This is a genomic window from Enterobacter sp. PI-10, assembly GCF_027947695.1.
Lineage (GTDB): Bacteria > Pseudomonadota > Gammaproteobacteria > Enterobacterales > Enterobacteriaceae > Enterobacter > Enterobacter vonholyi.
Map to the genome: position 1 here is coordinate 757,835 of NZ_JAJNOG010000001.1, position 19,750 is coordinate 777,584.

The window sequence follows — 19,750 nt, forward strand, 5'->3', positions numbered from 1 at the left end:
TAAGGCGAAGGAAATGAAACCACAAACACGCACGCGCTTTACGCTCTCTTTACTTACCGCAGGGATCCTGTGCGCCAGCACGGCTACCTGGGCGGCTAACGTGCCGGCAGGAACGCAGCTGGCCGATAAGCAGGAACTGGTCAGGAACAACGGTAATGAGCCCGCTTCGCTCGACCCGCATAAAGTCGAAAGCGACGTCGAATTCAATATTATCAGTGATTTATTCGACGGGCTGGTCAGCGTTTCCCCGTCGGGTGAAGTTCAGCCACGGCTGGCGGAAAAATGGGAGAACAAGGACAACACCGTCTGGACGTTCCATCTGCGCCCGGGCATCACCTGGAGCGACGGCACTGCCATCACCGCGGAAGATGTGGTCTGGAGCTGGCAGCGTCTGGTTGATCCTAAAACCGCTTCACCGTATGCCAGCTATCCAGGCAACATGCACATCGTAAATGGTGCGGATATCGCCCAGGGGAAAAAAACGCCCGATACGCTGGGCGTGAAAGCCATTAACGACACCACCCTGGAAGTGACATTGACGCAGCCTAACGCGGCGTTCCTCGCGATGCTGGCGCACCCGTCGCTGGTGCCGGTGGATAAAGTGCTGATTAGCCGCTTTGGCGACAAGTGGACCAAGCCTGAACATATCGTCACCAGCGGGGCGTATAAGCTTTCGCAGTGGGTGGTCAACGAACGCATCGTGGCGGAGCGTAACCCGCGCTACTGGGATAATGACCATACCTTGATTAACAAGGTGACCTATCTGCCTATCACCTCCGAAGCCGCGGATGTGAACCGCTATAAAGCGGGTGAAATTGATATCGTGTACACGGTGCCGATCAACCAGTTTGCCCAGCTTAAGAAGACTCTGGGCAGCCAGCTGGATGTCTCTCCGCAGCTGGCGACCTATTACTACGAATTCAATACCACCCGACCGCCGTTCAACGACGCCCGGGTGCGCAAGGCGCTGAACATGGCGCTCGATAAAGACATCATTGCCGGGAAAGTGTTAGGACAGGGGCAGCGCCCGGCGTGGCTCATCAGCCAGCCGGATATCGGCGGCGTTAAGCTTCAGAATCCGGACTACGCCAGCTGGCCGCAGGACAAGCGCATCGCTGAGGCGAAAAAACTGCTCAACGAGGCCGGGTACAACGAAAGCCACCCTCTGAGCTTCAACCTGCTCTATAACACCTCTGAATCGCACCAGCGTATCGCGATTGCGGCCAGTTCCATGTGGAAAAAGAACCTCGGCGTGGAGGCGAAGCTGCAAAATCAGGAGTGGAAAACCATGCTGGATACCATGCACACCCACAACTTTGACGCGGTGCGGTACGCGTGGATTGCCGATTACGACGATGCGGCGACCTTCCTGAACACCTTCCGCACCGGCGACAGCGAAAACACCAGCCAGTACAGCAATCCGGAATACGACCAGGCGCTGGTGAATGCCGCAAAAGCCAAAACAACGGAAGAGCGGGGTAAGTTCTACCAGCAGGCGGAAGATCTGCTGGGTCGTGATGTGCCGGCCATTCCGGTTTATCACTACGTTCGCACGCACCTGGTGAAACCGTGGGTGGGTGGGTTTACGCCGGATAAGCTGGGGTACTATTACACCAAAGACATGTACATCAAAAAACACTAAGCCTGAGCGCGGGAGACTGTGCTGATAAAATCGTCGATGTGTCGTCAGTTCAACCGATTAAACACGTTTTGACTATTTTTACAGCGAACGAGTGCAGCCACTCTTTACAGCACGCGGTGAGGTGTTTATAGTTCGCCTCACTTAGGAAGTGTGGCCGAGCGGTTGAAGGCACCGGTCTTGAAAACCGGCGACCCGAAAGGGTTCCAGAGTTCGAATCTCTGCGCTTCCGCCAGATATAAACCCCAGGTTACTCGTGAACCTGGGGTTTTTGTTTTGGATTGACCGATCCGCCTCACACTTTCAAGACCCCGTTATTTCCCCGCAAAAAACAGGCGCTATTATTCACCCCGTAAATACCTTTTCATCTCTCATCGAGGCTTTGATGCTGGAGAATGTTTTCATCAGATAATCAGTTTCCCGACCTTTTCAGGACGGACTGGTTATCGCTGCGCTTAAACCTTACGCACGCACCTGCGGGTGTGGGCTCGTTTTTACGCATGATGATTACACAGGTTTTCCAGTATGAATTTATCCCGTCAGGAACAACGTACCTTACACGTTCTCGCCAAAGGTGGGCGTATTGTGCACGTCCGCGACAGTTCCGGCCGCGTCACGTCCGTTGAGTGCTACACCCGTGAAGGGCTGGTGCTGAGCGACTGCACGCTGAACGTCTTCAAAAAACTCCGCTCTAAAAAGCTGATCCGATCCGTGAACGGGCAGCCTTACCGGATCAACACCACCGGGCTGAACAACGTTCGCGCCCAGCTGGATAATCGCTAAGCGGAATAGACAACGCCACCCTCGGGTGGCGTTCATGCATTGAACTGAATATTGTGGCGGAATGTAGGCCGGGTAAGCGCAGCACCACCCGGCAAGAAACGCAGCGTTATGAGCGAATGAAAGCCAGAATGTCCGCGTTGATAGTATCCGCATGGGTGGTATGCATCCCGTGCGGGAAGCCCGGATAAATTTTCAGTACGCTGTTCGCCAGCAGCTTGTCCTGCAGCAGGGCGGCATTCTTATACGGCACGACCTGATCGTCGTCGCCCTGCATCACCAGAACGGGAACCGTGATGGTTTTTAAATCTTCCGTCTGATCGGTTTCAGAAAACGCCTTAATCCCCTCATAGTGGGCCTTGGCGCTGCCGATCATGCCCTGACGCCACCAGTTCTGAATCGTACCCTGTGAAACCTCGGCTCCCTCACGGTTAAAACCGTAGAAAGGACCGCTGGCGACGTCGAGATAAAACTGGGCGCGGTTAGCCGCCAGCGCTTTGCGGAAACCATCGAAAACCTCGATCGGCGTTCCGCCGGGGTTAGTCTCCGTTTTTACCATGAGAGGCGGAACAGAGCTGACGAGCACCGCTTTGGCAACGCGCCCCTGCGGTTGGCCGTATCGGGCAACATAGCGGGCGACCTGACCGCCGCCGGTGGAGTGACCGACGTGCACGGCATTACGCAGATCCAGGCTTTCAACCACGGCTGACGCATCGGCCGCATAATGATCCATATCGTGTCCTTCACTCACCTGGTCCGAACGCCCGTGACCGCGGCGATCGATAGCGATAACGCGATAGCCTTCAGCAAGGAAGAAGAGCATCTGGTTATCCCAGTCATCGGCACTCAGCGGCCAGCCGTGGTGGAAGACAATGGGCTGGGCCTCTTTGGGGCCCCAGTCTTTGTAGTAAATGTTGACGCCGTCTTTCGTGGTTACGAATGCCATACTGCAGACTCCTCTGTTAAAGGCAAAACGATCGCAACCCGGGTGGAGAGCGAATCATTAATGCCTTAATTAAGTTGGCTTTTTTCTATTTCCCGTACCGACAGTACCCCTAAAGTGTAGGTGAAATAGTAAAAGCAGTGGGTTTCATTCCTGTGAAAGGCAGCGTTTTGCTTTCAGGCGGGAGGGGGGAACGAAAAAAGGCTCTGGGGAGATCCTCCAGAGCCTTCAGGGCAGCATTAACTGCAGGGGCGTTTAGCGGTTTTCTTCAATATAGCGGGCCAGGTCAGCCGGGGTTTTCAGCACCGTCGCTACGTCAGTTGGCGGGATCATACAGCCGTAAACGTCCTGCACTTCCAGCACCATATCGACCGCCAGGATGGAGTCGAGAATGTCGGATTCAATCAGTTCATCGTGAAAGCCCACCTTACGGGATAACACTTTTTCGAACAGGGCGAGAATTTCTTGTTCCATAATTTTTCCTGGAGTCATTAATTTGTGCGGGCGTAAGCGTCCAGCAGCTTGCGGTCAATTTTGCCGTTGGGATTCAGCGGCAAAGCGTCTTTTACGATAATTTGTGAAGGCACCATATAGTGCGGAACCACCTTAGAAAGCGACGTTTTGATGGTATCCGGCGCCATATCGGTCACGCAGAACGCGGCAATGCGCAGCACGCTGCCGCAGGATTTCATCAACGGCAGAACCACCGCTTCGTTGATGCCGGACATGGCCAGCAGGCGGTTTTCAATCTCGTTAATTTCAATACGGTAGCCATTCAGTTTGACCTGGCTATCGTTGCGGCCCTGGCAGTAGATAAGTCCCGCTTCATAGCCCAAATCGCCGGTCCGGTAACCGCGAAATGCTTCATTTTCCCGACGGAGTAATTTTTCTGCGTTCTCCTGCGGCAGGCCGAGGTAGCCGCGCATGACGTTTTTACCCCAGATAATCAGCTCGCCTTCAGCGGAAATTTCCATTCTGCTCTCAGGCATCATGACCCCCACCGGCAGCACGGCGCTGTCGCTGTTCAGGATCTCATCCGTGATTTCAACCACGGTGGTCGCGATGGTCGCTTCCGTTGGACCATAGGAGTTAATGATTTTTGCCTGCGGGAAGCGGCGGCGAAGCTGTTTAACCAGCGCTTTATTCAACACTTCACCAATGAAGATAAAGACGTTGAGTTCAGGTAAATACTCGCTGTTAAACTGCGGGGAAAGCAGCTGCTGGTAAGCAAAAGAGGGGGTGGAAACCCAGGCGGAGACGGCGTTGCTTTTCAGTCGCTCCAGCCAGTTCTCTTTTTGAATGTCTTCTTTGGCGTTCAGCACGATGTGTCCACCCATCGCCAGATTCGCCAGCAAAGGGATCAGGGAGAGGTCAAAACTGAACACCGCGTGGTTCATCAGCACCGGTTTTTCCGGCAGCGAAAAGTCCTGGCTGACCCATTTCATGAAGTGCCATACGCTTTCACGCCCAATCTGCACCCCTTTAGGCTTGCCGGTACTGCCTGAGGTAAACATGATATAGGCCAGATCCTGCTCCTCCAGCACCTTGCCCGGTTCACCGGTGGCGATAAACTGCCGGGTCGCGACGTCGTAATAGTAAGGGGCGCTGGCCAGATGGCAGATCTCCCGCAGGCGCTCCTGCGGGTAAATGCAGTCCACCGGAATGTACGGAATGTTGTGCAGAAGGCAGCTATAAATCGCCACGGCGAACTCGGCCTGCTGGTGTCCGTACAAGACGACCGGCGTACCGGCAACAGGCTGGCAACGCTGATAGCGCTGCGCCCAGTCCGTCACGGCCGCGGAAAGCTGCAGCCAGCTTAAGGCTTCGTCGCTGCCGCTGATGGCCGGCTGCTGCGGGGAGGCGGGATCGCATAATGCCGCACGCAAGAAATCGTGCATTTCCTGAAGATCGGAGTGATTTTTCATAGAGGTGACATTCCACTAAAGATGTAAAGGGAGCCCGCGGCGCTTCCCAGCGTCAGAATGCGTCCCAAAAACGCAACGGCCGGATACTGCAACCCGCGGTGTAACGTCGGGCTGCGTTTGGCTGACCACAGCAGCATGTTATGGGCGACAGAAATGCCGCCAAACAGCGCGCCGCTGATGACGTAATGGCGTTCCAGGCCATTCCATGCCCCCATGCAGAACAGGGTGCAAAAAATACCGATATTTTGCGCCAGCGTTTTGTTCTGACGGAAAAAGTTGAACTTCATCAGGTTCATATAAACGGGCATAAAGACCACATCGCGCAGCCATTCAGACAGGCTGATGTGGAAGCGGCGCCAGAAATCCTGCGGGTTCTTTGCCAGAAGCGGCATATTGAAGTTTGCCGGAATGTTGAGTCCAAACAGGCGGCCTGCGCCGATGGCCATATTGCTGTAGCCCGCAAAATCAAAGTACAGATAGGCGCTATAGGCAATCGACATCACCACGCCCACGGTCAGCGTAAACGGCTTATGGCTCCAGGGCTGCACGACAAGTGAGTCAACCAGCATCGCAAACAGGAACTTCTGGATAATGCCGGTAATGATTTGCTCCAGCGCCACTAAAAACTGTTCGCGAGTAAGAGCAAAGACGGGCTTGCTGACGTCGCTCATCCATGTCCGCCAGCGGTACATTGGGCCCGCCAGAATAATAAAGGGCATAAACAGATAGCAGAAATAGTGCAGGAAATTCTGCCCTTCTTTTTTACTGCGATAGAGCAGCACGTCCACCGCGCGGAACGTCATAAAAGAGAGGCCGATCATGCCGAGATGGTGATTAACGTGCAGTTTCACCAAAAATAAAGGAAGCAGCGTTAACACAATCGCCTGCCAGGTTTTTAACCATCCTTTTTCTTTCAACGCGGCGACAAGGTAAAAACTAAAAAAAACGACCGCGGGAACACGGTAATCACCCTGAAAAATATAGCCCCAGCCTAATGCGGCCAGGACGGATAAGGCCGATAAATACGTCAGGCGATGGCGTAATACGCGATTGACCAGCGCAAACGCCAGGGCGGATGAAAACAAATAGACAAAAAACATTCCTGAGCTATACATCATTCGGCCTCAGAACTTTTGATATTCAAAATGCAGCTGCATACTCATGCTGTCATCGACAGAGGTCCACGCGACGACGGTAATCGCCAGCAGGAGATAAAGGAAAAAAAGACGGATCGCAATTTTCATCATTTAAAACTCTGTGCAATAAAGCGAATCATAGGAACCCAGGCCAGTTCGGAAGGGTGCAAACGATCCCAGTTCCAGCCATTCTGATAAGGCATGGCGTACATATCTAAATAGGGGATCTGGTTCTTTTCCAGAATGGTTTTAATTTGCTTATCAACCGGGCGGAAGGTATCGGTGTTGTAAAGCGCCCAGGGGTTAACCGGGTCGACGATAGCAATCACCTGCACGTGATGTTCTTTCAGCAGCTGGACGGTTTTACTGAAAGCGGCGATTTGCGCAGGCACGACCGGCGTGTCGTCCCACTGTTGCCGCGTACCGTCCTCTTCGTAAATCGTTTTGTCCATCCACAGGGTGGCCGCGCTCTGCTGGCGTTTTTTATTTAACTCGCGGGCATTCGCCAGCTCTTTATCCCAGTCAGGGATAATGTGGGTGGCTGGCTGCGGCGGCCAGGTCTGAACCGTCTGGGGCCTAATGTTGAGCAGCGACAGCCAGTCGTTTTTTATCATGGTACAGACGTTCGCAAACTGGAAGCTCAGCTCGTCCCAGATCAGATCGGGATGCCAGCCAAAGACGCGCATTTGGCCAAAGGTTAAATGGCTTATTTCTTTACTATCAATATGCTTTAAATAATTAACCAGCAGCGGGCGCGCCTGCGGATCCTTCATCAGTGGATTAAAAATAGAGCCGGGGAAATTATCGGCATAAATAGCCGGTGGCAGCCCTTTTGAGTAAAAGCTGTCAGGCGCCAGCAGCAAAACAACTTTACTGTTTGCGTTAAGGCTATTTTTAAAGCGTGAGAATAGTAAAAATTGCGTTTCATCATCGACAAACGCATCGCCATACGCCACGACGGGTTTGTGTAATTGCTTATTAAAGTAATTATATACAGCGTAATGTTCATCTTCTGAGGTGGCAACCTCAGACGCGCCAATGAAGAAAATAGCATTCCCTTCTAAGGCATGAGAAATAGTGGCAATTTTTTCCGCCTGTTCTTTAGGCGTGCCCGCCATTGATTTAATCAGCGGCTGGAAGGTGAGCGGCGGATCGAAACTCGTCACCAGCGGGTGAACACAGAGAAACAAAATGGCCAGCGTCGCCATCAGGATATGTAAGCAAAGCGAATTTTTGATTTTCATCATCAACCAGTAACACTGCATGGCAGTAATTTCTAAATCTGTGGCTACTCAGATTTATAACAATTACACAACAAATGACCGTTTATTTTTGTGGCATTCTATACCAGAGCGTTTTAAAACGATGAGCGTTGCTATGTTACGGTATGTACAAGGTCGCGGAGAGTGATGTGAAGTCAGCGTTTGGGTGACTTTTTGCGCAGTCAAACGCCTGTGGGGAAAAATAGAAAAATTCCTGCTTTACAAGGCGCTAATAGATGTTTATAGTGCGCCTCACTTTGGAAGCGTGGCCGAGCGGTTGAAGGCACCGGTCTTGAAAACCGGCGACCCGAAAGGGTTCTAGAGTTCGAATCTCTACGCTTCCGCCAAATTCGAAAACCCTGCGATAGCAATATCGCAGGGTTTTTTCGTTTTACAGCCCAATCACCAGCTCCCCGGAATGGCTTCGCGAACAGCACAGCGCCACCTGCTGGTTCGTCGCACTTTTTTCCGCCTCCGACTGCACGCTATCCCGGTGATCCACCACGCCGTCAATCACCGGCGTCAGGCACGCGCCGCAGATCCCCATTTCGCATGACAGCGGAACGTCCACCCCGTTTTCCTGTAATACCTGGGCGATGGTCTTATCCGCAGGCACCGGCCAGCGCTCACCCGTGGAGGCCAGTTTGACCGTGAAGATTTCCCCGGTTTCACCGCCTGCGGCGGGCGCAACGGGCTGAAACGCCTCGCTGTGAAGGTGGGCGTAATCCCACCCTTTTGCCGTCGCGACCTCACGCACTTTTTCCATAAACCCTGCCGGTCCGCATATCCAGGCGTGAAGCCCCGCCTCGGGCGCGGGGAGATGCTCTGCCAGCGTTGTGCGCGGGCTGGCGGTATGAACGAGGCACTCGTCGAACCGGGAGAGTTCACGCGTAAACGCCGCGCTTTCCCGGTTTCTGACGTAGTAGTGCAGCGTGAACGGCGTTCCGGTCGCCTTCAGCTGCAGGGCCATCGCGTACAGCGGCGTAATGCCAATTCCCGCCGCCAGGAGCAAAACCCGCTCAGCCTGCTGAAGCGGAAACAGGTTGCGCGGGGCCGATATCATCAGCTTCTGCCCGGGACGCAGCGTCTCGTGAACGTAGCGCGACCCGCCGCGCGAGGCGGTTTCACGCCCCACGCAAATAAGATAGCTCTCGTCCCCACATGCCCCGGTCAGTGAATACTGGCGCACCACGCCGCAGGGCAGGTGGACATCAACGTGCGCGCCGGCCTGCCACGCCGGGAGCGCTTCGCCGTTTTCAGCCACCAGCCTGACGGCGAGGCTTTTGTCGCCCTCGCGCCACAGCCCGTCAACAATTACGCTCAGCATATCGGCCTCCGTCATACCAGGAAAAATTCGCCAAAGCCCATCTTCTTCAGCCCCCGACGGTAGGCAATTGAGCTTTTATCTGCGGGAATATGGGCTTCCAGCGTCAGATCCAGCGGCAGGCTTTCCGGGCGCTGGGTTTCGACCATCAGGCGATCCTCTTCAAAAATGCGCAGGTTAAAGGCATGCACATCCTCCACCGGAATATGCAGGTCAAAGTTGCGGGCGATAGGGGCGAACATGCGGGTCACGCGCGACGACACGGGCGACGCGGCGTTCATGATCACCAGCCGCGATTCACCCGGAAAATGAATCGTCAGGGTAGCGGTAAACGGCAGGTGCATTTCAAAATGGCGCAGCCACTGGAACCCTTCTGGTGCCTGCACGGGTGAACTGGCGGGATAGTTGCTCACGGAGCTCCAGTAATCCGCCACGAAGCCGAACGGCGTCTCCTGCGGCTGATAGGCAGGTACAAGCTGATTATTGGGGTCGGCAAAGGTATCGGTGTGGATCCACGCAAAGTGCGCTACGTCCAGAAACCCCTCCACCTGACGCCCGGCGAAGCCGTTCACCTCAAACGCCGGGCAGTTGATCTGCTGAAATCCGTCGTCATCCCAGTGCGGCATGGTGGGCAGCGGAGCGGGGTTTTCCGGATCAAACGCCAGGCAGGTCCAGATCAGCCCGAACCGCTCTTCCACGGCGTAGTTAATCAGGTTCAGCTTCGCCGGAACGGGCTGGTCGGGGCTGGAGGGAATACGGTTGCAGCGCCCGTCCTCCCCAAAGCGGAGGCCGTGATAGGGGCAGATAATCCCGTGCTCGTCGTGAAAGCCGAGCGTCAGCGGCACGCCGCGGTGCGGGCAGACGTCACGGGCGACCACGACCTGGTCGTGGATCCGGTAAATCACCAGCTGTTCATCCAGCAGGGTCGCCTTGACCGGCGCTGGGCCGACGTCGCAGGCGCGCGCGACCGGATGCCAGCATTTCGCCAGGCGCAGCCAGTCCTCTGGCTCAAACGTGCAGTGGGCGGGTGGAGTCGGTTCTCTTTTCATCGTTGTCCCTCTTGCGTTCAGCCTAACGGGCCGCCCTGAATGGTCTCGCACAGACCGTTGATGATGCGCTCGCCGGTCTCCTCTTTGAGCTCCTGATACCAGGCCTGCGTCAACGCCATGTCTTTCCCGTGGGTGACGTCGCAGCGTTTACGCGCCTTCAGGACCAGGTCGCGCACCCGGTCGCAGCGCAGCGCCTCGTACTGCCGCAGCGCCAGCGTAATATTATGGTTTTCACGCAGGCACTCCCCCAGCACGACGGCGTCTTCCATCGCCGCACAGCCGCCCTGGCCGATATCCGGCGTGGTGCTGTGCGCGGCGTCGCCGAGCAGCGCGACGTTGCCGCGCACCAGGCTGTCGAACGGCTCAATGTCGTGGATTTCAATCCGGTTAGTCGTTTCAGGATCCAGCGCCGCGATAAGCTTCTGCACCGGCGGCGCCCAGCCGCGGAAGTAGCCCGTGAGATCGGCGCGCAGGGTGGTGCGATCTTCCGCCAGGCCTGCGGGCAGCGGCACGTCAAAAAAGAAGTAGAAGCGTCCGCCGGAGACGGGCATCAGCGACACGCGTTTGCCTTCGCCAACGAAGGTGGTCCACTGGTGCGCCGGGGCAATCTCTTCGTCAATCTTCACCAGCCCGTTCCAGTTTACGTACCCGGCGTATCGGCGCTCCGGGGTATACCCCAGCACATACGGGCGAACCGCCGAGTGGCTGCCGTCGGCGGCAATCAGAAAATCGCCGGTTGCCGTGGTGCCATCGGTGAAGGTGACGTTCACGCCCGCGTCGTCTTCATGGACGTGTTCCACGCGCTTGCCGAACTGCACCCCGTCGCGCCCCCAGAAGTCCAGCATTTCGCGCTGGAGTTCAGCGCGCGAGACGGGGCAGGGACGCCCGCCGGTACGCTCAACCAGCGGGGCAAGGCTAAAGCGGGTCAGAGTCTCGCCGCGCCGGTAATCCTTGTAGGCCATAAAACGCATCGGCCCGCCCCAGGTCTCGATGATGTCGCCCATGCCGAGGTGCTGCATGCATTTCACGCCGTTAGGCCAGATGGAGATGGCCGCCCCGACGGGCCTTATCTCCTTTACGGCTTCAAACACGGTACAGTCGATGCCCGCTTTCTTCAGCGCCACGGCAGCGCTCAGGCCGCCAATACCCGCGCCAATCACGATTGCTTTCATGCTTCTCTCCTTTTGCAGGGTGTAAAGACATTCAGCAATTTGCGTACCAGGCTGCAGAGTGGCGAAAACGGCGTTGTAAGGGAGACGTTTGCACTGCTAAGGTGCATAAACGCGGTGAGCGTGCCTTTTTATGAATCAAAAATTTCCAGTTGAGATATACGGAATCGACTGTTTCACGCCCGCGCTCAGGGTGGCGTGGTTTGTGCAATAGCCTGGAGAAGGATAATAAAGGAGACACTATGATCGCACTGCACGACTTCAATCAACTTCCTGAGAAAGATGCTCTTACGCTGCTTCAGCCCTGCGTGGCGATACCCGGCTGGGCCGACGCGCTGGCTCTGGGGCGGCCATACGCCAGCCGGGACGAATTACTCAGTACGGCAAGCGCGCTGACTCAAAACTGGGACGAAGCGGCGCTGGCGCAGGCCCTGAGCGCCCATCCGCGCATCGGGGAAAAGCCCGCGGGTTCAGCGGCGGAGGCGGCGCTGTCGCGTCAGGAGCAGGGCGCTGTGAACGATCGCGATGGCGCTCTTGCCCAGGCGCTGCGCGAGGGGAATGCCCGCTACGAGGCCCGCTTCGGACGCGTGTTTCTGATCCGCGCGAAGGGTCGCAGCGGCGAGGAGATATTGCGGGCCCTGCACGCGCGGCTGGAGAACAGCGACGCGCAGGAAATCCGTGCCGCGCTGGAACAGCTGCGGGAAATTACGCTGCTTCGGCTGGAAGGAGTCATTAGCGAATGAGCACACTCAGCACCCACATTCTCGATATTTCGACGGGCAAACCCGCAGAGGGCGTAACGGTTCATCTGCAACAGGACGGAAAGACGCTGGCGACGGGCGTGACCAACGCGCAGGGACGCATCGCCGCGTTCGTTGCCTCTCTGCCCGCGGGCCGCTATCGGCTGGTGGCGGAGATCGGGGCGTGGTTTAGCGATACCGGCCGGGAGACAATCTACCCCTGTGCGCAAATTGATTTTGTGACGGGAGAAACGGCAGACGAGCATTTCCATCTGCCGTTTGTGATTGCCCCCGGCGGGTGGTCAACCTACCGGGGCAGTTGACCACACCCGCTCGCCGTTAACCCAGGTCTCGCTGATGTTGCGCTCGTCTCCGAGGGTCATCAGCACAAAAAGCTGCTCGTAGATATCCTGACAGCGGCGATTGCGCAGGCGCTGCAGCGGCGTCACGTCGGGATCGATGACCACAAAATCCGCCTCTTTGCCGGTTGTGAAGTTGCCAATCTTATCGTCCAGCCGGAGGGCGTGCGCGCCGCCCAGCGTGGCGTGATAAAACGCCTCGCTGGCGCGCAGGCGGTAGCTCTGAAGCTGGCCGACCTTGTAGGCTTCCCCCAGCGTGCGCAGCATGCTGAAGGTCGTGCCCGCCCCAACGTCGGTGCCGATGCCCATCCGCACCCTGTGCTGCCAGCAGGCGGGGAGGCGAAACAGCCCGCTGCCGAGAAACAGGTTAGAGGTAGGGCAAAACGCCACCGCCGAGCCGGTGTCATGCAGGCACTGCCACTCGCTGTGGTGCAGATGGATCGCGTGGGCAAACACGCTGCGCTCGCCGGTCAGGCCGTAGTGGTGATACACGTCCAGATAGCGCTCGTGCTCCGGCCAGAGGTCGCTTACCCAGGCCACTTCGTTGGGGTTTTCGCTCAGATGGGTCTGCAGCCAGGTGTCCGGGAACTCCTCTCTGAGCAGGCTGACCGCCGCAAGCAGCTCGGGGGATGACGTCGGGGCAAAGCGCGGCGTAATGGCATAGCCCAGCCGTCCCCGGTGGTGCCAGCGCTGGATTAGCGCCCGCGTCTGCCGGTAGCTCTGCTTCGCGTCTTCGCTCAGGTAGTCCGGCGCGTGTCTGTCCATCATCACTTTTCCGGCGATAAGGCGCATGTTCAGGCGCAGGGCCTCGGTAAACAGCGCTTCGACCGATTCCGGATGCAGCGTGCAAAACACCAGCGCGGTGGTGGTGCCGTTGCTAACCAGTTGCTGTATGAAAAATTCGGCGATCTCTTTCGCGTAGGCCTCATCGGCAAACTGGCTTTCCACCGGGAAGGTGTAGGTGGTCAGCCACTCCAGCAGCTGTTCGCCAAAGGCGCCGATCATCTCCGTTTGCGGGTAATGGACGTGGGTGTCGACAAAACCGGGCAGCAGCAGCCTGCCGCGCAGGTCGGTATAGCCCTTGTGGGGGTCAAGATACTGCTCGCCCTCCTGCCACGGCATCTGCGCCAGAATTTTTCCGCTCTGTATAAACAGCAGCCCGTCCTCAAGGTAGCGCGCGTGTTGAGCAATGGCGTCTGCGCTGTCGCAGACCCGGGCAATATCAAAAAATGCACCGCGTATCGCAGTCTGGTATTCCATCATGGTTCCTGCCTTCGTGTTTGCGTAGCGGGGGTGAGAGGGCTCAGCAAGAACGGTGCCAGAATGAAAGGGCCGCAGATACGCTGCGGCCGGAGGACGAGGGTTACTCTTTTTGCGTTGCCACGCGGGAGCTGAACGACGTCGCACCCGCCGTCTCACGATCTTCCCGCGCCAGCCAGCGGTAGGTCACGCCACCGAGGAAGACGCCGATAAACCAGCTGAAGTTCGCCACCTCATGCAGGGCCGGGATAAAGCTAATCACCAGGCCCACGGCAACGGACGGGATCAGCGCGCCAATGGCTTTCGGGTTAAAGCCGTTGCGGTACCAGTATTTGCCCTTTGGCGTGTCGTCGAACAGATCGTCAACCGACACCTTGCCGCGCTTAATCAGGTAGAAGTCGGCAATCAGAATGCCGAACAGCGGGCCGATGAACGCCCCGAGCACGTCCAGGGTGTAGTGGATAAGCTCCGGCGAGTTGAACAGGTTCCACGGGGTGAGCAGGATCGAGCCGACGGCGGCAATCATCCCTCCGGTGCGGAAGCTGATTTTCTGCGGCGAGCAGTTAGAGAAATCAAACGCCGGCGAGACGAAGTTTGCCACGATGTTGATCCCTATGGTGGCGGTGATCATCGTCAGCAGGCCAATCGCCACGGCCAGATCGTTGCCCACGCGGCTGACGGTCTCAATCGGGTCAGTGATCATGCGGCCAAACAGCGACTGGGTGCCGGAGACAATCACTACGGTGACGATGGAGAACAGCAGGAAGTTAAACGGCAGGCCCCAGCGGTTGCCGCGGCGGATCTCGCCCATGCTTTTGCCGTAGCGGGAGAAGTCGCCAAAGTTGAGCAGCGGGCCGGAGAAGTAGGAGACCACCAGCGCGGTCGCGGTGATCATCTGCCAGGTCTGCTCGCCCGCGCTCAGGGATTTGCTGGCGAGGGTAAAGGAGATCCCGTCAAAACCGGTCTTGTATACAATCCAGCCTGCGAGGGCAAGCATCACTACGTAGACCGCCGGACCGGCGATATCAATAAAGCGCTTGATGGCGGTCATGCCGTGCCAGAAGACCATCGCCTGCAGGACCCACATAATAGCGAAGCAGATCCAGCCCAGATGAGACAGGCCCAGGAACGCGCCGGCGGTGAGCGAAGAGAGCGATGGCCAGAACTTCAGCGCCACCAGCATCAGGGCGTTGGCGGCCAGATAGGTCTGAATCCCGTACCACGCAAAAGCGATCAGCCCGCGGATCACCGCCGGAATATTGGCCCCGAAGACGCCGAACGCCTGACGGCTGATCACCGCATAGGGCACGCCCGCCATCTGGCTCGGTTTGGCCACCAGATTGGCGCACAGCTGCACGATGCAAATCCCCACCAGCAGGCAGAGCAGCACCTGCCAGCTTGCCAGCCCGAGCGTAAAGAAGCTCGCGGCGACAACATAACCCCCCATGCTGTGAACGTCCGACATCCAGAACGAAAAGATGTTGTACCAGCTCCAGTTCTGGTCACGCGTCGGTGCCAGATCCTCATTGCAAAGACGTGGGCTGTAAACCGCACCGGAATCAGCGGCCGTACCTTGCTGTGCGTTTTGACTGTTTGGCATGAAACCTGCTCCTGTGAATGAAAACCCGTTAAGCGGGAGTGCAAACGGTGTTGCAGGATTCAGGCCAAAATAATAAATCTTGTATGCAATATTTTATTTTTATGTATACGATTCGATAACGAAGAGTAAAAGACGGAGTGGTGAATGAACAACATAAACGCCCTGCAGACCGCGCCAGACCTGCATGACAAAGATGAATCGATCTTTCAGGCGCTGATGACCGCGATTGTTGAACATCAGCTGCTGCCGGGGAGCAAATTGCCGGAAGAGGCGCTGGCCGAGGTGTTTGGCGTAAGCCGCACGGGCATCCGCAAGGTGCTTCAACGACTCGCCGCTGTGCAAATGGTCACCCTGACGCCCAAGCGTGGTGCACACGTCGCCAGCCCGACGGTGGAAGAGGCGCGACACATCTTTCGCACCCGCGCCCTGCTGGAGGTCGCTAACCTTCCGGACGTGCTGGCGCACTGCCAGCCGCCGCACCTTGCCGCGCTGGAGACCATTATTCGCCAGGAGCAGCAGGCGCACGAGGCCTATGACGGCCCGGCGGCGATTCGCCACTCCGCCAATTTCCACATTCAGCTGCAGGCCATCTCCGGCAACCAGGTGCTCACTGAGATGGTGACCAGCCTGAGCCAGCGTTCTTCGCTGGTGATTGCCACCTGGGGCGCGCCGTGGCGTCAGGGCTGCCGCTGCAACGATCACGAACAGCTTGTGGATCTGCTGCGCCAGAAGGCGCTTGAGCCATTAAGCGATGCCCTCATGCACCATTTTGAACATATCGTCGCCAGCCTCTGCTTCGAGCGGGCGGGCGAGTGCCTGCCTGATTTTGCCCGGCTGTTTGCCGGCCACAAGGAGTCGTAATGTCTGTCTGTATACAAGTGATCAACCCCAACACCAGCCTCGCCATGACGGAAACCATCGGCGCGGCGGCGCGCGCGGTGGCGGCGCCGGGGACGGAGATCCTCGCGGTCTGCCCGAGCGCGGGCGTGCCGTCTATAGAAGGCCACTTTGATGAGGCCATCGCCGCCGTCGGTGTCCTGGAACAGATCAAAAAAGGCAGGGAACAGGGCGTGTCGGGTCACGTGATTGCCTGCTTTGGCGATCCGGGCCTGCTGGCGGCGCGCGAGCTGGCCCAGGGGCCGGTTATCGGCATTGCCGAAGCCGCGATGCACATGGCGACGCTGGTGGCGACGCGTTTTTCGGTGGTTACCACGCTGCCGCGCACGCTGATTATTGCCCGTCATCTGTTGCACCAGTATGGCTTTCAGGACCATTGCGCGGCGCTGCACGCCATCGACCTTCCGGTGCTCGCGCTGGAGGATGGCAGCGGTCTGGCGCAGGAAAAAGTGCGCGCGCGTTGTATACAGGCGCTGAAAGAGGATGGCTGTGGCGCCATCGTGCTGGGCTGCGGCGGCATGGCGACGCTGGCGCAGGAGCTGACCCGCGAGCTGCGCGTGCCGGTGATCGACGGCGTCAGCGCGGCGGTGAAGATGGTGGAATCGCTGGTGGCGCTGGGGCTGTCGACCAGCAAGCACGGGGATCTGGCATTCCCGGAGAACAAACCGTTAAGCGGGCATTTTCAGGCATTGAATCCATTTTAATTTTTGGGGGTGGCAATGGGGCTTTTTGAACAGGATTATCCGCGGGATTTGCGCGGCTACGCGGGCAACCCGCCGCACGCGCGGTGGCCTAATCAGGCGCGCATCGCCGTGCAGTTTGTGCTCAACTATGAGGAAGGGGCGGAAAACCACGTTCTGCACGGCGATGCCGGATCCGAGCAGTTCCTGTCGGACATTATCGGCGCGGCCAGCTACCCGGATAAACACATGTCGATGGACTCCCTCTACGAATACGGCAGCCGCGCCGGGTTCTGGAGGATCCACAATGAATTTCAAAAGCGCGGCCTGCCGCTAACGGTCTTTGGCGTGGCGATGGCGCTGGCGCGTCACCCGGAGATCGTTGAGGCGATCAAAGCCGCGGATTACGACGTGGTCAGCCACGGCTGGCGCTGGATCCACTATCAAAACATGGACATCAGCCAGGAGCGCGAACACCTGCATAAGGCGGTGCACGTTCTGACCGACCTGTTCGGCAAGCCGCCAACGGGCTGGTACACCGGGCGCGACAGCCCCAACACGCGCCAGCTGGTGGTGGAGCACGGCGGTTTTGACTACGACAGCGACTACTACGGCGACGATTTGCCCTTCTGGACGGAAGTGGCCTGCAGCGACGGCACCCGCAAGCCGCACCTGATTGTGCCGTATACGCTGGATGCGAACGACATGCGCTTCGCGACCGCGCAGGGGTTTAACACGGCCGAGCAGTTCTATACCTACCTGAAGGACAGTTTTGACGTGCTGTACGAAGAGGGAGAAAGCGCGCCGAAGATGATGTCCATCGGCATGCACTGTCGCCTGCTGGGCAGACCGGGGCGTTTTCGCGCGCTGCAGAAGTTCCTGGATTATGTGCAGCAGCACGAGCGGGTATGGGTCTGTACCCGTCAGCAGATTGCCGACCACTGGCGGGAGGTGCATCCGTTTCAGAAATAACTGAGCCGTCTTTAGCCGGGTGGCGGCTGCGCCTTACCCGGCCTACGACTACGACATCAAACTCACCTGCGCCGCCACGATCCGCCACCCGTAGGCAAACCGCACCCACGTCTGCTGCTGGCGGCCAATGCGTTCCGTCCCCTCGCGGGTAAACTCGGTGCTGCACACGGCATAATCCTCCCCGAAGGTGGTAATCAGTGTGTGGCGCAGCGTCCGCTGCAGCCCGGCGGCGGGGCGCGCCGCCCGAAAGGCGCGGATTTCATCAATCCCGTACAGGTTTTCACCCGCTCCGAGACGCACCGTGCTTTTGTCGTGCCAGAACAGCTCGTCCAGCACCGCAACGTTGTTGCTCACCAGCGCGTCCTCATAGCGGTAAAACGCGGCGGTCACCTCGGCAACCACCCACGGGAGGTTAATGTCATCGTGATTCATCATGCTGCTATCTCCGCCGGACGGGCATCGGTGACGCCGCTCTCTTCCAGAACCCGCGCGACGCGCAGGCAGGCCTGCTCGTTAAACGGCGCGGCAATCAGCTGCAGGCCGATAGGCGCACCCTGCGCGGTGCGCAGGGGAACGGTGGTCACGGGCAGGCCCAAAAACGAAATTGGCTGGGTCAGCATCCCCATGCTGGCGCGAATGGGCAGCGGCTGGCCGTTAATCTCCATGGTCTGCTCACCCGCCAGCGTGGCGCTGCGCGGAGTGGCCGGGGCGATCAGCACGTCGGCCTGCGCAAATAAGGTTTTGAACGCCTGCCGGGCGTGAGCGCGGAACCGCTGGGCCTGGATGTACCAGGCTGAGGGGATCATCGCCCCGGCCAGCAGCCGTTCGCGAGAGTGCGGCTCAAAACGCGCCGGTTCATGGCGAAGCGCGGGCAGGTATTGATTTCCCCCTTCGGAGGCGCTGATGATAAACGCAGCGGAACGCGCCAGCTCGGCGTCAGGGAACTGCAGCTCATCCTGCACGTCGAGCGCCTTCGCCACCCGCGCCACGGCGGCTCTGGCGTCTGCGTCGCACCAGGTGGTGAAATAGCCGCCGAGCACCGCGCAGCGCAGGCCATCAAGCCCGCGATCGAGCAGGGGGCGCGTCTGTTCCCGGGAGCACTCGGCCTGAAAACCGTCGCTGGTATCCCGTCCCTGCAGCGCATCATACACGGACGCCAGGTCGCACACGCGGCGCGCAAAGGGCCCGATATGATCCAGGCTCGCGACAAACGGATGGCTGCCGGATCGCGACAGGCGGCCAAAGGTGGGCTTCAGGCCATAGATACCGCACAGGGAGGCCGGAACGCGAATCGAGCCGTTGGTGTCGGTGCCGAGCGAAAAGTGCACCAGCCCGGCGGCCACCGCGGCGGCTGAACCGCCGGACGACCCGCCCGCAATGCGCGTCAGGTCGTGCGGGTTACGCGTCGTGCCGTAGTGACTGTTCTCGGTGGTAAAGCCGTAGGCGTAGGCGTCCATATTGACCATCCCGGTCAGCAGCCCGCCCGCGCTGCGCAGCTGGCGCACCGCAAAACTGTCAGCGGCGGCGGCAGGGCGCTGGCTGAACAATTCGGCTCCTGCGAGGGTGGTGTGATCGGCAACGTCGAACAGATTTTTTACCGCGTAGGGCACGCCCGCCAGCGGCGGCAGGGGGCGCTTTTCCCGTCGCAGGGTATCGATATTGTCGGCCTCGGCGAGCATGCGTGCTTCCGTCACTGCGGTCCAGGCGCCGATCTGCGGGTTAACGCGCGCAATCCCCTCCAGCGTCTGTCGGGCGATCTCGCGAGCGCTCAGCTCCCCAGCGCTCAGCGCCTGCTGAATAGCGCTGATACTCATCTCGTGTAGCGTCATGCTTTATATACTCCTGCGATCTCAAGACGGTCGTCGAGCGGCAGCGCCATCAGCGGGGCGGCCATGGTGGCTATGCGGCTGAACTGCAGCTGCAGCTCGGCGCGGCGGGCGTCATCCAGCGTCACGCCGAGTACAGTTTCCATTTGCGCCAGGTATGCCTGCCAGTCGGGTTGGTGTGTCGTCATT

The 19,750-nt window shown here is 58.4% G+C and carries 20 protein-coding genes, 2 tRNA genes and 1 pseudogene; 9 read left to right on the top strand and 14 right to left on the bottom strand.

Going from position 1 to position 19,750, the window contains the following annotated elements:
- Nucleotides 1–13: 13 nt before the first annotated feature.
- The 3 genes from LRM19_RS03625 (at nucleotide 14) to LRM19_RS03635 (ending at nucleotide 2,422) form a co-directional block, all read left to right on the top strand.
- Nucleotides 14–1,642: an ABC transporter substrate-binding protein gene (locus tag LRM19_RS03625; RefSeq protein ID WP_271367545.1), complete on the top strand. Its 1,629-nt coding sequence runs from the start codon at nucleotides 14–16 to the stop codon at nucleotides 1,640–1,642.
- Nucleotides 1,643–1,786: 144 nt separating this feature from the next.
- Nucleotides 1,787–1,874 (top strand) — tRNA-Ser (locus LRM19_RS03630).
- A 290-nt stretch (nucleotides 1,875–2,164) separates the two neighbouring features.
- Nucleotides 2,165–2,422 (top strand): YjhX family toxin, encoded by a 258-nt coding sequence (locus tag LRM19_RS03635; RefSeq protein WP_115874665.1) that lies wholly within the window; start codon nucleotides 2,165–2,167, stop codon nucleotides 2,420–2,422.
- 106 nt (nucleotides 2,423–2,528) lie between these two features.
- Here LRM19_RS03635 and LRM19_RS03640 read toward each other — a convergent pair whose 3' ends face one another.
- From LRM19_RS03640 to LRM19_RS03665, 6 genes are all read right to left on the bottom strand, one after another.
- Nucleotides 2,529–3,365, bottom strand: a complete 837-nt coding sequence (locus LRM19_RS03640; protein ID WP_115874666.1) for an alpha/beta fold hydrolase — start codon at nucleotides 3,363–3,365, stop codon at nucleotides 2,529–2,531.
- Between the two features lie 252 nt (nucleotides 3,366–3,617).
- A complete protein-coding gene (locus tag LRM19_RS03645; protein ID WP_008499867.1) occupies nucleotides 3,618–3,836 on the bottom strand; it encodes an acyl carrier protein in 219 nt (72 codons plus the stop codon).
- 17 nt (nucleotides 3,837–3,853) lie between these two features.
- Nucleotides 3,854–5,287: an AMP-binding protein gene (locus tag LRM19_RS03650; protein ID WP_271367548.1), complete on the bottom strand. Its 1,434-nt coding sequence runs from the start codon at nucleotides 5,285–5,287 to the stop codon at nucleotides 3,854–3,856.
- Nucleotides 5,284–6,402, bottom strand: coding sequence for an MBOAT family O-acyltransferase (locus LRM19_RS03655; RefSeq protein WP_127732755.1), 1,119 nt, complete (start codon nucleotides 6,400–6,402; stop codon nucleotides 5,284–5,286). Before LRM19_RS03655 ends, LRM19_RS03650 begins: the two co-directional genes overlap by 4 nt.
- Before the next feature lie 9 nt (nucleotides 6,403–6,411).
- A complete protein-coding gene (locus LRM19_RS03660) occupies nucleotides 6,412–6,534 on the bottom strand; it encodes a hypothetical protein (protein WP_256371422.1) in 123 nt (40 codons plus the stop codon).
- A complete protein-coding gene (locus LRM19_RS03665; RefSeq protein WP_115874670.1) occupies nucleotides 6,531–7,667 on the bottom strand; it encodes a D-alanyl-lipoteichoic acid biosynthesis protein DltD in 1,137 nt (378 codons plus the stop codon). Before LRM19_RS03665 ends, LRM19_RS03660 begins: the two co-directional genes overlap by 4 nt.
- 277 nt (nucleotides 7,668–7,944) lie before the next feature.
- Between LRM19_RS03665 and LRM19_RS03670 the strand changes: the two genes are divergently transcribed.
- Nucleotides 7,945–8,032 (top strand) — tRNA-Ser (locus LRM19_RS03670).
- Nucleotides 8,033–8,076: 44 nt separating this feature from the next.
- Here the strand turns inward: LRM19_RS03670 and LRM19_RS03675 are convergent.
- Genes LRM19_RS03675 through hpxO form a run of 3 tightly spaced genes read right to left on the bottom strand, consistent with a single transcriptional unit; the run spans nucleotide 8,077 to nucleotide 11,230 of the window.
- Nucleotides 8,077–9,012: a PDR/VanB family oxidoreductase gene (locus LRM19_RS03675; protein WP_133294123.1), complete on the bottom strand. Its 936-nt coding sequence runs from the start codon at nucleotides 9,010–9,012 to the stop codon at nucleotides 8,077–8,079.
- 11 nt (nucleotides 9,013–9,023) lie between these two features.
- Entirely contained in the window at nucleotides 9,024–10,058 is a 1,035-nt protein-coding gene (gene hpxD / locus LRM19_RS03680; RefSeq protein WP_271367552.1) for a molybdenum cofactor-independent xanthine hydroxylase subunit HpxD, read from the bottom strand.
- 17 nt (nucleotides 10,059–10,075) lie between these two features.
- The gene (gene hpxO, locus LRM19_RS03685) at nucleotides 10,076–11,230 is read right to left on the bottom strand and encodes an FAD-dependent urate hydroxylase HpxO (protein ID WP_271367554.1); all 1,155 of its coding nucleotides are present in this window, start codon (nucleotides 11,228–11,230) and stop codon (nucleotides 10,076–10,078) included.
- 239 nt (nucleotides 11,231–11,469) lie between these two features.
- Here hpxO and uraD point away from each other — a divergent pair, with 239 nt between their 5' ends.
- Together uraD and uraH are read left to right on the top strand one after the other, a co-directional pair.
- Nucleotides 11,470–11,970, top strand: coding sequence for a 2-oxo-4-hydroxy-4-carboxy-5-ureidoimidazoline decarboxylase (uraD, locus tag LRM19_RS03690; RefSeq protein ID WP_271367555.1), 501 nt, complete (start codon nucleotides 11,470–11,472; stop codon nucleotides 11,968–11,970).
- Nucleotides 11,967–12,290, top strand: coding sequence for a hydroxyisourate hydrolase (gene uraH / locus LRM19_RS03695; protein ID WP_115874674.1), 324 nt, complete (start codon nucleotides 11,967–11,969; stop codon nucleotides 12,288–12,290). The genes uraD and uraH overlap by 4 nt, the downstream gene beginning before the upstream one ends.
- Here the strand turns inward: uraH and guaD are convergent.
- Complete coding sequence (gene guaD / locus LRM19_RS03700; RefSeq protein ID WP_127730321.1) at nucleotides 12,270–13,589, bottom strand: guanine deaminase; 1,320 nt, start codon at nucleotides 13,587–13,589, stop codon at nucleotides 12,270–12,272. The genes uraH and guaD overlap by 21 nt on opposite strands.
- 100 nt (nucleotides 13,590–13,689) lie before the next feature.
- A complete protein-coding gene (locus LRM19_RS03705; protein ID WP_115874675.1) occupies nucleotides 13,690–15,186 on the bottom strand; it encodes an NCS1 family nucleobase:cation symporter-1 in 1,497 nt (498 codons plus the stop codon).
- A 144-nt stretch (nucleotides 15,187–15,330) separates the two neighbouring features.
- On the opposite strand from LRM19_RS03705, the gene LRM19_RS03710 reads away from it, so the two are divergent.
- From LRM19_RS03710 to puuE, 3 genes and pseudogenes are all read left to right on the top strand, one after another.
- Entirely contained in the window at nucleotides 15,331–16,047 is a 717-nt protein-coding gene (locus tag LRM19_RS03710) for a GntR family transcriptional regulator (protein WP_111964516.1), read from the top strand.
- A pseudogene (gene hpxA / locus LRM19_RS03715) lies at nucleotides 16,047–16,879 on the top strand (allantoin racemase). Before LRM19_RS03710 ends, hpxA begins: the two are co-directional and overlap by 1 nt.
- Nucleotides 16,836–17,735 (top strand): allantoinase PuuE, encoded by a 900-nt coding sequence (gene puuE, locus LRM19_RS03720; protein WP_271367686.1) that lies wholly within the window; start codon nucleotides 16,836–16,838, stop codon nucleotides 17,733–17,735. The pseudogene hpxA and the gene puuE overlap by 44 nt, the downstream one beginning before the upstream one ends.
- A 48-nt stretch (nucleotides 17,736–17,783) precedes the next feature.
- On the opposite strand, the gene hpxZ is transcribed toward puuE, so the two are convergent.
- The 3 genes from hpxZ to hpxX are packed head-to-tail and all read right to left on the bottom strand — an operon-like array spanning nucleotide 17,784 to nucleotide 19,749.
- Nucleotides 17,784–18,170: an oxalurate catabolism protein HpxZ gene (gene hpxZ / locus LRM19_RS03725; RefSeq protein ID WP_271367556.1), complete on the bottom strand. Its 387-nt coding sequence runs from the start codon at nucleotides 18,168–18,170 to the stop codon at nucleotides 17,784–17,786.
- Nucleotides 18,167–19,564 carry an AtzE family amidohydrolase gene (locus tag LRM19_RS03730; RefSeq protein ID WP_271367557.1) on the bottom strand — a complete coding sequence of 466 codons (1,398 nt, stop codon included), beginning with the start codon at nucleotides 19,562–19,564 and terminating at the stop codon, nucleotides 18,167–18,169. The genes hpxZ and LRM19_RS03730 overlap by 4 nt, the downstream gene beginning before the upstream one ends.
- Entirely contained in the window at nucleotides 19,561–19,749 is a 189-nt protein-coding gene (gene hpxX, locus LRM19_RS03735) for an oxalurate catabolism protein HpxX (protein ID WP_045334723.1), read from the bottom strand. The genes LRM19_RS03730 and hpxX overlap by 4 nt, the downstream gene beginning before the upstream one ends.
- Between the last annotated feature and the right edge of the window lies 1 nt (nucleotide 19,750).